We start from the raw sequence: 13109 nt of genomic DNA, 5'->3' as shown, positions 1-13109 counted from the left end.
GGAAAGACAGTAAGGCTTTAAGTGCCAAGCTGTCTTTTTTTCTGTACAATTAAGGATAAGAACAAATATTCGAGGTGAAAGCAATTTGGCAAAGAAAAAAACGAAATTTGTATGTTCAGGCTGTGGCTATGAATCTGCTAAATGGATGGGAAGATGCCCTGGGTGTGGTGAATGGAATAAAATGGTGGAAGAAGTAGAAATGGTTGCAAAAGGCCCACGTGGAGCATTTCAACATTCTGCTACAGTTACTCAAAAGGCAATCCCGATTATCCAAGTGGAAGCTACTGAAGAATCGCGCGTAGCAACAGAAATGGGCGAACTCAATCGTGTATTAGGCGGGGGCATTGTACCTGGTTCTCTAGTATTAATTGGGGGTGATCCTGGAATAGGCAAATCAACATTACTATTACAGGTTTCCGCATTACTCTCGAATAAAGGGCATCGCGTACTTTATATTTCTGGAGAGGAATCTATTCGTCAAACGAAATTACGAGCAGAGCGTTTAGGAGTGATTTCTCAAGAGCTCTACATATACTCCGAAACAAACCTAGAGTTTTTAAACCAAACCATTGATGAAGTACAACCTAAATTTGTCATTGTGGATTCCATACAAACGGTTTTTCATCCAGAAGTAACAAGCGCCCCAGGTAGTGTCTCACAGGTTCGTGAATGTACAGCTGAGCTGATGCGAATCGCTAAAACAAAAGGCATTGCTATTTTTCTAGTAGGACATGTCACAAAAGAGGGACAAATTGCAGGGCCACGTATTTTAGAGCATATGGTGGATACTGTACTGTACTTTGAAGGGGAGAGACATCATAATCATCGTATTTTAAGAAGCCAAAAAAACCGATTCGGATCTACAAATGAAATTGCTATATTTGAAATGCTTCAAGGTGGGTTAAAGGAAGTTCTAAACCCTTCTGAGTTATTTTTACAGGAGCGTTCACAAGGTGCGGCGGGGTCAACTATTGTAGCCTCAATGGAGGGGACAAGGCCAATTCTTGTTGAAATTCAATCCTTAGTTACGCCTACAAGCTTTAACTATCCTAAACGTATGGCCACAGGTGTCGATCAAAATCGAGTACAATTGCTAATGGCTGTACTAGAAAAGCGTATGGGTCTCATGCTACAAGCTCAGGATGCATATATTAAAGTTGCTGGTGGTGTCAAGCTGGATGAGCCAGCAATAGATTTAGCGGTGTTGACAAGTATTGTATCTAGTTTTAAGGATCAGGCAGTGCGTGCAACGGATTGCTTTATTGGTGAGGTCGGACTGACAGGTGAGGTCCGTCGGGTATCACGTATAGAACAGCGAGTCATTGAAGCGGCGAAGCTTGGATTTAAAAGAGCTTTCATTCCTTCTTCGAATATTGGTGGTTGGGAATTTCCGCAGGGAATTGAAATTGTTGGTGTAGAAACGATAAAAGATGCACTAAATGCATGCTTTAGAGAGTTATAAAGGAGGTTGTGCATGTTGGATATTATTCTGACATGCATTTTCCTTCATTTTTAATGCTAATATCGGAAACTCATATAAAAGAATAAACGTCCTAAATAATAGCTGATGAATGAATAAAGGATTTCATCTAGTACGAACAAAATAGAAGTTTGTAAAATTTTGTCTAACTATCTTATCCTTGTTTCACAACATCAAAAATAATGAGATTTTGACTGAGCTCATGAAAGATTTTCTACCGTAAACTATGTATAATCTTAACTAACAATTAGGAGGTGACAGCTTGTGAAAAAATTTGTTCAAATTGCGTTTTTACTGATTGGAGGAGCATTGGGCCTTGTTTTCTTACCGCCATTATACGAATTGCTTCATTTATCATCTAATCCTTGGCTAGATAATCCTTATGTATCAGTAGCTCTAGGCGCACTTTTACTGTTTACACTATCTTTTGCATTTTCCGATTACTTTGTAAGGCTCATTAGCTGGATGGAAGAAGTTCTGTTTAAGGTTCCTATCGGAGATTTATTATTTGGTACGTTTGGTTTAATAATTGGGTTGATTGTCGCTTACTTTTTAGGCTTTGCCATTGATAGTGTACCATTCCCTGTTATTTCGGAAGTACTTCCAATTATCCTGTCATTTGTATTAGGGTATTTAGGGTTCCGTCTAGGTTTTAGAAAAAGAGATGAGCTCATACAGCTTTTTACATTACGTAGTACCAATACGAAGAAAAAAGCTGCTGAAGGTGCTGAAGCTCAAGAGGTTCGTGGAAGCTACAAACTGCTAGATACAAGTGTAATTATTGATGGTCGTATTGCTGATATTTCTGAAACAGGCTTCATTGAGGGTATATTAGTTGTACCTCAATTTGTGCTCACAGAGCTTCAGCATATAGCTGATTCTTCTGATACCTTAAAGCGCACAAGAGGTCGGCGTGGTTTAGATATTTTAAAAAAATTACAAGATGAACGTAAGACAAAAGTTGAAATTACAGACGAGGATTTTGAAGATGTACAAGAGGTAGATTTAAAGCTTGTCCGTCTTGCAAAAAAAATGGGCAATGATACATGCATCGTTACCAATGATTTTAACCTGAATAAAGTCTGTGAGCTCCATCATGTAAAAGTGTTAAATATCAATGATTTAGCGAATGCAGTGAAACCTGTAGTTATACCAGGTGAAGATATGCAGGTTGTGGTTATAAAGGATGGCAAAGAGCATAACCAAGGAGTTGCCTATTTAGATGATGGTACGATGATTGTGGTTGAAGGTGGTCGTAGTTACATCGGACAGGCAATTACAGTTACAGTTACTAGTGTGCTGCAAACATCAGCAGGTCGTATGATATTTGCTAAGCCGAAGGACGATTAGGATGTGGGGAAATGCAATATGAAGTGGTTCTACCTGCTGCCGGAAGTGGGAAGCGTATGGGTGCAGGGCAAAATAAATTATTTTTAAAGCTTTTAGAGAAACCTATTCTGGTACACACGCTAGAAGTGTTTCAACAAGATCCCGCTTGCACAGGTATTTGGCTCGCTGTAAAACCAGAAGAGCGTGGATTTATTCAAAAAATGCTAGAGGACTATAGGATTACCAAAGTGAAGGGTTTACCTGATGGGGGTGCTGAGCGACAGCATTCGGTTCATTCTTGCATGAAAGAGATGCAACAGGTAGATATTGTGCTTGTCCATGACGCAGCACGCCCGTTTATTACGCATGATATCATTGCAAAGCTTGTACAGAACGCGCATCATCATGGTGCAGCAATTGCAGGGGTTCGTGCGAAAGATACGATGAAAAAAGTATCAATGAATGGCATTATAGAGGAAACGGTTGATCGAGAAAGCCTTTGGATGGTGCAAACTCCACAAGCATTCCGTTTTGAATTAATTATGGAAGCGGAGGACGTAGCTGAAAAAGTAGGTTTTCTTGGGACAGATGAGGCAATGCTAATGGAGCGTCTCGGACATCAGGTACACATCGTAGAAAGTAGTTATGAAAATGTAAAAATGACAACACAAGAAGACTTAGTATTTGGTGAGGCAATTTTGCGTAAGCGTGGATCATTCAATCATTAAGAAATATTATATATAGAGGCTATACATTCGTAGTTTGTTAAGGATGGATAGTCTTTTTTATTTGTTTTGTTTGGGAAAAATTATATGGTCAGAATGCCTTATTGCTTCGTAATCTGTTCATCCATATATGTATGATAATAATGACATAACTGCTAGTCGAATTAGAAACGAAGGCGTAGAAGAGAATAAAAAGTTGGAATGCTCAAATAAAGTGGATTTTATCCATGTGTGATCGTTTTACGTGTAAAATGAAATAGTGGATATATGATTAATAAGGTAATAGAATAGATGAAAAGATGTGAGGGGTGTTTATTGTGTCATTAAATGATTGGTTGAATCAAAAGGTTCCAGAAATTACAGGTTCATTAACTAGTATAAATAAACAGTACATCGACGTTGACAACTCAATAGGCTTTGATGGACGAGATCGGGTTATAAAAATAATAGATAATTTCCATGAGGTGCTGTTTCCTGGCATTTATATGACAAGACCTATTGATGAAACAAGGGTGAACGTAGTTTGCAGTAATAAGCTGCGTGAAACAGCATTAGATTTGCGGGATATTATCGAAAAAGTATTATTTTATAATATGGAGGATAGTGATCCTGCCAATTGCGAGAAGTATTGCCGTGAACAAGCAGACAAAATTGTTATGAATTTGATTAATCGATTTCCTGCCATTCGCCAAGTGCTACAAACAGATATTCAAGCGGCATATAATGGTGACCCAGCAGCTCTTTCCACAGAGGAAATTTTGCTAAGCTATCCTTCTATTGTGGCTGTTTATATTCACCGCATCGCACATGAGTTATACGAAATGGGTGTACAAATTGTGCCTCGAATTATGTCAGAATATGCGCACCGATTAACGGGTATCGATATTCATCCAGGGGCTACAATAGGAGAATCATTCTTTATTGACCACGGAACAGGTGTCGTTATCGGTGAAACTTGTACTATCGGTAAGAATGTAAAAATTTATCAAGGTGTAACATTAGGTGCACTAAGCTTCCCATTAGATGAAAATGGTAATCCAATTAAGGGCATTAAACGTCATCCGAATATTGCCGACAATGTTGTCATTTATGCTGGTGCTACTATCTTAGGGGGCGAGACGACGATTGGGCACGATTCCGTTTTAGGGAGTAATATTTGGCTAACACACTCTGTTCCCCCTTATTCACGTGTCTATAATTCACAGCCATCTCCGAATATTAGCAACAGTCAAATGAAAAATATAGAGTATCATATTTAAAGAATGTGGGGCAGTCTAGAGAGTGTAGCTTTCTAAACTGCCCATTACTGCTATAGGAGGATAATTATTAAAGCGCTTTTCAAACAACCTAGGGCAAATTTTGATATGATAATGATAAATATTAATTAAAGGAAGATGAATATGTTTCGAATTGGACAAGGTTTTGACGTACATGCATTTGAAGAAGGTCGTCCATTAATTATTGGTGGCATTACCATTCCGCATGAAAAAGGACTAGTAGGACATTCAGATGCGGATGTTCTCTTACACACTGTCACAGATGCGGCTCTAGGAGCAATTGGAGAAGGGGATATTGGCCGTCATTTTCCAGATACAGACCCTGCATTTAAGGACGCGGACTCAGCAAAATTATTAGAGTACATTTGGAAGATCGTTGAGGATAAGGGTTATTCTCTAGGTAATGTCGATTGTACCATTATGGCACAGCGTCCTAAAATGGCCCCCTATATTGGACAGATGCAACAACGTATCGCTGAATTATTACACGCAGAGCCTTCACAGGTAAATGTTAAAGCAACTACAACTGAACGATTAGGTTTTACAGGTCGCGAGGAAGGTATTGCGGCAATGGCAACAATTCTATTGATCAAGAAATAAATGTGGATGAACCCCGCTTTTATTTCCTGTAACAGAGTGGTAAAATGAACAAAGTCAATTTTTGATCGAAAATTTAGGAGGCTTTTAATATGACGAAAGAAGTTCGCGTTCGTTACGCGCCATCTCCAACAGGTTATTTACATATCGGTGGAGCGCGTACAGCATTATTCAATTATTTATATGCAAAACATCATAACGGTAAATTCATTGTACGTATTGAAGATACGGATATTGAACGTAATGTAGAGGGCGGAGAAGCATCTCAGCTAGATAACCTAAAATGGTTAGGTATTGAATATGATGAGTCCATTGATATTGGTGGACCTTATGCGCCTTATCGTCAAATGGAGCGTCTTGATATTTATAAAGAGCACGCTGAAAAACTATTAGAGCAAGGTGTAGCCTACAAGTGTTTCTGTTCTTCTGAAAAGCTTGAAGCATCTCGTGAAGAACAAAAAGCAAGAGGTGTAGCTGCTCCTACTTATGATGGTACATGTCGCCACTTATCAGCAGATGAAATCGCTGCTAAAGAAGCGGCAGGTGAGCCATACACAATCCGTATGCGTGTACCTGAAAATGTAACATACGAATTTGAAGATTTAGTTCGTGGACAAGTTACCTTTGAGTCTAAAGATATTGGTGATTGGGTACTTGTAAAAGCAAATGGTATTCCAACATATAACTATGCAGTTGTTTTAGATGATCACTTTATGGAAATCTCTCACGTTTTCCGCGGTGAGGAGCATTTATCGAATACACCAAAGCAAATGATGATTTTTGATGCATTTGGTTGGGAATATCCACGCTTTGGACATATGACATTAATTATTAACGAAAACCGTAAAAAACTATCTAAGCGTGATGAATCGATTATTCAATTTGTTACGCAATATAAAGATTTAGGTTATCTTCCTGAAGCGATGTTTAACTTCTTTGCACTACTTGGTTGGTCTCCAGAGGGAGAAGAAGAGATTTTCTCAAAAGAAGAATTTATCAAAATTTTTGATGAAAAACGTCTTTCAAAATCACCATCTATGTTCGATAAACAAAAGCTAACATGGATGAATAATCAATATATTAAAAAGTTGTCTTTGGAAGAAGTTGTAGCTTTATCTTTACCACATCTACAAAAAGCAGGCTTATTACCTGAAGAACTTACTGCAGAGCAACATGCTTGGGCGACGGATTTAATCGCACTTTATCATGACCAAATGAGCTTTGGTGCAGAAATTGTCGAATTATCTAGCCTATTCTTTAACGACCATATTGAATATGATGAAGAAGCAAAAGAGGTTTTAGCAGGAGAGCAAGTACCTGAAGTAATGGCGGCATTTAAAGCACAATTGGAAGAGCTAAAAGAGTTTACACCAGATGCGGTAAAAGCTGCGATTAAAGCTGTACAAAAGACAACTGGTCATAAAGGTAAAAATCTGTTCATGCCAATCCGTGTTGTGACAACAGGTGAAACACATGGACCAGAGTTGCCGAACGCCATTTGTTTAATTGGTAAAGAGAAAGCAATTGACCGTGTAGAAAAATTTGCACAATAAAGATAAATTTATTGACAATTCATTCTTTCGTTGTAAAATGTATTTACATTGAAAAAGCGTTGATAAGGAGAAGTAAGTGGCGCATGCTCTTAAGAGAGGACCATCATCGGCTGAAAGTGGTCTGAGCCTAGGCAAAACTGAAATGCACCTTTGAGCATAAAGCTGAACGAGAGTAGGCTTTATCGAGTCATCCCCGTTAATGGATGTCCAAAGTGGAAGGCTTTTTGTCTTCAATCAGAGTGGAACCACGCAAATCGAGCGTCTCTGTCATTCCTTTTAGGAGTGATAGAGACGCTTTTTTTATTCAACAGAAAAGGAGAGTGAAATACAATGGGTATTCAAATTTTTAACTCATTAACACGACAAAAGGAAACCTTTGTACCGCTAGAAGAGGGCAAGGTAAAAATGTATGTCTGCGGTCCTACGGTTTATAACTATATCCATATTGGGAATTCACGTCCTGTAATTGTTTATGATACAGTACGTCGTTATTTTCAGTATAAAGGCTATGATGTAAAGTTTGTTTCCAATTTTACGGATGTAGACGATAAAATTATTAAAGCAGCAAATGAGCTTGGTGAAGAAGTACATGAATTAACAGAGCGTTTTATTGCAGCCTATTTTGAAGATGTTACAGCACTGGGATGCAAAAAGGCAGATGTTCATCCACGTGTGACAGAGCATATGGACGATATCATTCAATTTATTCAAGTGCTAATTGAAAAGGGCTACGCTTATGAGTCTGCTGGAGATGTGTATTACCGTACTCGTAAATTTGATGGCTACGGTAAATTATCACACCAATCAGTTGACGATTTAAAAATCGGTGCTCGTATTGAAGCGGGCGAGAAAAAAGATGATGCGCTAGATTTTGCTTTATGGAAAGCTGCTAAGCCAGGTGAGATATTCTGGGAAAGCCCATGGGGAGATGGTCGTCCAGGGTGGCATATTGAGTGTTCTGTAATGGCTCGTGAACATTTAGGAGATACTATTGATATTCATGCTGGTGGGCAGGATTTAACTTTCCCTCACCACGAAAATGAAATTGCTCAATCAGAGGCACACAATGATAAAACATTTGCGCGTTATTGGATGCATAACGGGTATATTAATATTGATAATGAAAAGATGTCCAAATCTCTTGGGAATTTTATTCTTGTGAATGATATCCGTAAACAAATTGACCCGCAGATATTGCGTTTCTTCATGCTATCTGTCCATTATCGTCATCCAATTAACTTTGCGAAGGACCTAGTAGAAGCTGCTGCGTCAGGTTTAGAGCGCATTCGTACAGCATACAACAATGTGAAGCATCGCCTTACGACTACTGTAAGCTTAGGTGATCATTCAGAAGAATGGCTGAACAAAATTGCGGAACAGAAAGCGCATTTTGAAGAGGCAATGGATGATGATTTTAATACAGCCAACGCTATTTCTGTATTATTTGAAGTAGCTCGTATTGCTAATATTTACTTAAATGAAGCCAATACTTGCAAGAAGGTATTAGAAACCTTTATTGAAACCTTTGAAGTACTAGGTGACGTCTTAGGTATTGAATTTGCAAAAGAAGAAGAACTATTAGACGAAGAAATTGAAGCATTACTACAAGAGCGCGTCGAGGCACGTAAAAATCGTGATTTTGCTCGCTCTGATGAGATCCGTGACCATTTGCAAGCCCAAGGTATCATTTTAGAAGATACACGACAAGGAACTAGATGGAAACGAGGGTAATTAAGTTGGATAAACTTCGCAATGAAGATGTTAAACAATTAAAAGCGCTGGCGTTAGCCTATATGGGTGATGCCGTATTGGAACAAAAGGTCCGAGAATATTTGCTACGCTCTGGTCGTGTTAAACCAAACACACTACATCGAGAGGCAACTCGCTACGTCTCAGCAAAAGCGCAATCGATGATCGTTCATCGCATGATGGATGAAAATTATTTAACAGAGGAGGAATTGGCTGTGTTCCGCCGTGGACGCAATGCCAAATCCGGCTCTGTACCAAAAAATACGGATGTCCAAACCTATCGTAATAGCTCAGGCTTTGAGGCGGTGCTTGGTAGTTTATATTTATTGAATGAACTAGAACGCGTCTACGAAATCATTGCATATGCTATTCAAATAATCGAGGAATCAAAAGGAGTGTCTAAATAATGGCAGAACAGAATGGTGAAATTATTGCCGGTAAAAACCCAGTGTTAGAAGCACTTCGTTCAGGCCGCGATATGAATAAAGTATGGATTGCAGAAGGGGTAAAAAAATCTGGCGTCAATGAACTGCTAGATTTAGCCCGTGAACGTGGTGTCATAGTTCAATTTGTCCCAAAAAAGAAAGTTGATCAATTATCAAGTGCTAATCATCAAGGTATCGTTGCTTCTGTTGCCGCTTATAAGTATGCTGAACTAGAGGATTTATTTGCAGCCGCAGCTAATAAACAGGAAGATCCTTTTTTCTTAATCTTAGATGAGTTAGAGGATCCTCATAATCTAGGGTCTATTATGAGAACGGCTGATGCTATAGGAGCACATGGTATTATTATTCCTAAGCGCCGATCAGTGAGTCTAACAGCAGTAGTGGCAAAGGCATCTACAGGAGCGATTGAACACGTTCCAGTTGTACGTGTAAACAATCTTGCTCAAACTATAGATGAATTAAAAGAACGCGGTGTATGGATTGCAGGGACAGATGCAAAGGGATCTGCAGATTATCGAAAAATGGATGCAACATTACCATTAGCCATCATTATCGGTAGTGAGGGCAAAGGGATGGGGCGTTTATTAAAAGAAAAATGCGATTTTTTATATCACTTACCGATGGTTGGGCATGTCACATCACTGAACGCATCAGTAGCAGCGGCTTTATTAATGTACGAAGTGTATCGTAAACGTCAAGAAGCGATTGAATAACAATGAAAAACATTTTGCTTGTTGATGGCTATAATATGATTGGATCTTGGAAAGAGCTGCGGCCATTGCGTGATACAAATTTTGAGGATGCGCGAAGAAGGTTGATAGAACTCATGGCTGAATATAAAGCAGCAATGGGTTGGCGCGTAATTATTGTTTTTGACGCCCATCTTGTACCAGGAGTAGAGCAATCTTATATAGAAAATGATGTAGAAGTCATTTATACACGAAAAAATGAAACAGCAGATGAACGTATTGAAAAAATGACACATGAATTAAAGGCTAGAAATGTACAAATTCATGTAGCAACTTCTGATATGGCAGAGCAAAGTGTTATATTTGGGAATGGTGCCTTAAGGAAATCGGCTAGAGAGCTAGAAATTGATACAAGTATTATCCAACATAAAATTACTCATGATGTGAAGCGGAAGCAAGAAAGTAAGCCGCCTTCCCGTATAGAATTAAAGCCAGATGTTGCGCTCGCCTTTGAAAAATGGCGACGAGGGTTGAAATGATTGATTGACGCATATTTTCCAATTCCGTTATACTGTTTCTAATTATCTGTTGTGGCTGAGGTGATACCATGTTTAAAAATAGCATTGTACAAGTGACACAAGATTTTGAACGATTCAATGATGAAGAGCTTATTGAAATGGTGCATCAAGGTAATACAGATGCGTTGGATTATTTAATTACAAAATACCGTTTGTTAGTAAGAGCGAAGGCAAGATCCTATTTTTTAATCGGAGCAGATAAGGAAGACATTGTACAAGAGGGCATGATAGGCTTATATAAAGCGATTCGTGATTTTAAAGGAGATAAGCTTGCATCATTCAGAGCTTTTGCAGAGTTATGTATTACAAGACAGATTATCACAGCTATTAAAACAGCAACTAGGCAAAAGCATATACCTCTAAATTCCTATATCTCTTTGGACAAGCCTATATTCGACGAAGAGTCAGACCGAACGCTTATGGATGTACTAACGGGTGCTATTATGGATGATCCAGAAGAATTGATGATTCATAGAGAAGAGTTTGGATATTTAGAAGAAAAGATGAGTGAGATTTTAAGTGAATTAGAGCTACAAGTTTTAGCCTTATATCTAGACGGCCAGTCTTATCATGAAATTTCCGCCAAATTAAATCGTCATGTCAAATCTATCGATAATGCATTGCAGCGGGTAAAACGTAAATTAGAACGTCATTTAGTCCTTGAGGAAATGTCTTAGCCCATTTAGGCCTTTATTGACATTGACAAATATAGGTGTTAGTCTTAAAAAGACAAAGTGCCGAAAAAGGTGATTATATGGCAAAAAAAGTCGTGCTAAATTGTGAGAAATGTGGTTCGAGAAATTACACGTTCCCAGCTAAAGAAGGTTCAACTGTACGTCTCGAATTAAAGAAATTTTGCTCGCATTGCAATGAACATACAATGCATAAACAAACGCTATAAAATGATATGTAAATAGACAGATTTGATTGATTCGGAGGTTAAGCTAGAATGGGCAAGATCAAAAGCTTTTTCAGCGATGTAATGTCAGAAATGCGCAAAACAAGCTGGCCGAAAAGTAAAGAACTGACGAAATATACAGTCGTTGTAATTTCAACTGTTGTCATTATGGCTTTATTTTTTGTGTTAGTTGACTTAGGTATTTCATCATTATTCCGCTGGTACTTAGATTTATAATTTAGTAAATAGCATATTTTTGAAATAGCCCGTCCATTGCAATAACGGGTTTTTTCGTTTGTTTTATCTTCATTCATTCAGCAGAAAACCCCATCTAATGGGATCGGTGGGATGGGTGAAGTGAAGCGCAAAGCAGTAAAATCTCCTCATTATGATAAATACTACTAGGAGAGTATGATAGTAGCGATAGATGACTATGCTAGTTTCGGTATATATCATCGAGCTTTCGCAAGTAATTAGCGAAAGCTATATTTTTCTAATGAGATGTTTGTGAAAAGAGTAAAAATGCATTGAGCGTATCGCGATTCATTTTCACTTTTATTTGTAAGGGAGGGACGGACGAGGAGTCCTAGTAGTTATGGAGAAAAATTGGTATGTTGTTCATACGTATTCAGGGTATGAAAACCGTGTAAAAGCAAACCTAGAGAAACGTGTAGAAACAATGGGAATGCAAGATAAAATCTTCCGTGTGATTGTTCCTGAGCATGAAGAAACAGAAATGAAAGATGGAAAAAAACGTACAATGATGCGTAAAGTTTTCCCTGGTTATGTGTTAGTAGAGTTAATCATGACAGATGATTCTTGGTATGTAGTTCGAAATACGCCTGGTGTTACGGGCTTTATCGGTTCATCTGGTGGAGGAGCAAAACCAACACCGTTATTACCTGAAGAAGCAGATCGTTTACTACAACAAATGGGTATGACTGATAAAGTTGTAGAAGTGGACATTACTGTTGGTGAAGCAGTAGAAGTATTAGAAGGGCCGTTTGCTCATTTCCAAGGACGTGTTGAAGAAATTGACACAGAAAAAGGTAAAATTAAAGTGACGGTTGATATGTTTGGTCGCGAAACGATTATGGAGCTAGATTTCGAACAAGTTCAAAAATTATAGTTCTAACAATAGAACATTACATGCTAATTGGTAGATGTTTCGCAGATTTTGTTAATTACTACTTGCTTAAAAAAATTAAAAGTGGTATCATTTCATAGGTCAGACTGTCATACTTTTGTTTGACGTCTGTAATGATAATTTTAATGTTATCGGCACTTAGCTGACAGACAGATATTGAGTGGGAGGGGCAACCCAATTACCACATCACGGACTTAAGGAGGTGTGTCTCGTGGCTAAAAAAGTTATTAAAGTTGTTAAACTTCAAATCCCTGCTGGTAAAGCTAACCCAGCTCCACCGGTTGGTCCTGCATTAGGTCAAGCGGGTGTGAACATCATGGGATTCTGTAAAGAATTTAATGCGCGTACTGCTGATCAAGCTGGTCTTATTATCCCAGTTGAAATTTCAGTATTCGAGGATCGTTCTTTCACTTTCATTACAAAAACTCCACCTGCAGCAGTTCTACTTAAAGTAGCAGCTGGTATCCAATCTGGATCTGGTGAACCAAACCGTAAAAAAGTGGCAACGGTTAAACGTGATAAAGTTCGCGAAATCGCTGAAACTAAAATGCCAGACCTTAACGCTGCTTCAGTAGAAGCTGCTATGTTAATGGTTGAAGGTACTGCACGAAGCATGGGTATTGTTATCGAAGACTAATCCC

General features: G+C 38.5%; 15 protein-coding genes and 1 other annotated feature. All 15 genes read left to right on the top strand.

The window, feature by feature from the left end; genetic code table 11:
* Nucleotides 1-85 precede the first annotated feature (85 nt).
* The 15 genes from radA to rplK all read left to right on the top strand — a co-directional run bounded on the left by radA (nucleotide 86) and on the right by rplK (nucleotide 13105).
* Nucleotides 86-1462: a DNA repair protein RadA gene (gene radA, locus AC1RFD_RS17395; RefSeq protein ID WP_004233577.1), complete on the top strand. Its 1377-nt coding sequence runs from the start codon at nucleotides 86-88 to the stop codon at nucleotides 1460-1462.
* A gap of 282 nt (nucleotides 1463-1744) precedes the next feature.
* Nucleotides 1745-2830, top strand: coding sequence for a PIN/TRAM domain-containing protein (locus AC1RFD_RS17390; protein WP_004233578.1), 1086 nt, complete (start codon nucleotides 1745-1747; stop codon nucleotides 2828-2830).
* 11 nt (nucleotides 2831-2841) lie between these two features.
* Nucleotides 2842-3537, top strand: coding sequence for a 2-C-methyl-D-erythritol 4-phosphate cytidylyltransferase (ispD, locus tag AC1RFD_RS17385; protein ID WP_048395541.1), 696 nt, complete (start codon nucleotides 2842-2844; stop codon nucleotides 3535-3537).
* A gap of 314 nt (nucleotides 3538-3851) precedes the next feature.
* A complete protein-coding gene (gene epsC / locus AC1RFD_RS17380; RefSeq protein ID WP_004233580.1) occupies nucleotides 3852-4793 on the top strand; it encodes a serine O-acetyltransferase EpsC in 942 nt (313 codons plus the stop codon).
* Between the two features lie 141 nt (nucleotides 4794-4934).
* Nucleotides 4935-5411, top strand: a complete 477-nt coding sequence (gene ispF, locus AC1RFD_RS17375) for a 2-C-methyl-D-erythritol 2,4-cyclodiphosphate synthase (protein ID WP_004233581.1) — start codon at nucleotides 4935-4937, stop codon at nucleotides 5409-5411.
* An 89-nt stretch (nucleotides 5412-5500) separates the two neighbouring features.
* Nucleotides 5501-6961 (top strand): glutamate--tRNA ligase, encoded by a 1461-nt coding sequence (gltX, locus tag AC1RFD_RS17370; RefSeq protein WP_349532465.1) that lies wholly within the window; start codon nucleotides 5501-5503, stop codon nucleotides 6959-6961.
* 50 nt (nucleotides 6962-7011) lie between these two features.
* Nucleotides 7012-7230 (top strand) — a binding site (T-box leader).
* 61 nt (nucleotides 7231-7291) lie between these two features.
* On the top strand, nucleotides 7292-8692 hold the full coding sequence (gene cysS, locus AC1RFD_RS17365; RefSeq protein ID WP_048395551.1) for a cysteine--tRNA ligase: 1401 nt from the start codon (nucleotides 7292-7294) through the stop codon (nucleotides 8690-8692).
* Nucleotides 8677-9117, top strand: a complete 441-nt coding sequence (locus tag AC1RFD_RS17360) for a Mini-ribonuclease 3 (protein ID WP_175400791.1) — start codon at nucleotides 8677-8679, stop codon at nucleotides 9115-9117. Before cysS ends, AC1RFD_RS17360 begins: the two co-directional genes overlap by 16 nt.
* On the top strand, nucleotides 9117-9869 hold the full coding sequence (gene rlmB, locus AC1RFD_RS17355; protein WP_054548957.1) for a 23S rRNA (guanosine(2251)-2'-O)-methyltransferase RlmB: 753 nt from the start codon (nucleotides 9117-9119) through the stop codon (nucleotides 9867-9869). The genes AC1RFD_RS17360 and rlmB overlap by 1 nt, the downstream gene beginning before the upstream one ends.
* A 2-nt stretch (nucleotides 9870-9871) precedes the next feature.
* Nucleotides 9872-10384 (top strand): NYN domain-containing protein, encoded by a 513-nt coding sequence (locus AC1RFD_RS17350; RefSeq protein WP_054548958.1) that lies wholly within the window; start codon nucleotides 9872-9874, stop codon nucleotides 10382-10384.
* A 68-nt stretch (nucleotides 10385-10452) separates the two neighbouring features.
* Nucleotides 10453-11100 (top strand): RNA polymerase sporulation sigma factor SigH, encoded by a 648-nt coding sequence (gene sigH / locus AC1RFD_RS17345; protein WP_004233587.1) that lies wholly within the window; start codon nucleotides 10453-10455, stop codon nucleotides 11098-11100.
* Nucleotides 11101-11177: 77 nt separating this feature from the next.
* On the top strand, nucleotides 11178-11324 hold the full coding sequence (gene rpmG, locus AC1RFD_RS17340; RefSeq protein ID WP_004233588.1) for a 50S ribosomal protein L33: 147 nt from the start codon (nucleotides 11178-11180) through the stop codon (nucleotides 11322-11324).
* A 48-nt stretch (nucleotides 11325-11372) separates the two neighbouring features.
* A complete protein-coding gene (secE, locus tag AC1RFD_RS17335) occupies nucleotides 11373-11558 on the top strand; it encodes a preprotein translocase subunit SecE (protein WP_004233589.1) in 186 nt (61 codons plus the stop codon).
* A gap of 358 nt (nucleotides 11559-11916) precedes the next feature.
* On the top strand, nucleotides 11917-12450 hold the full coding sequence (gene nusG, locus AC1RFD_RS17330) for a transcription termination/antitermination protein NusG (RefSeq protein WP_004233590.1): 534 nt from the start codon (nucleotides 11917-11919) through the stop codon (nucleotides 12448-12450).
* 229 nt (nucleotides 12451-12679) lie between these two features.
* Complete coding sequence (gene rplK, locus AC1RFD_RS17325; RefSeq protein ID WP_004233593.1) at nucleotides 12680-13105, top strand: 50S ribosomal protein L11; 426 nt, start codon at nucleotides 12680-12682, stop codon at nucleotides 13103-13105.
* The last annotated feature ends 4 nt before the right edge of the window (nucleotides 13106-13109 follow it).

Source organism: Lysinibacillus sp. GW823-FHT02G10 (assembly GCF_058797135.1).
Note: the sequence above shows the minus strand (reverse complement) of the source record. Positions and strands in the feature narration are given on the sequence as shown.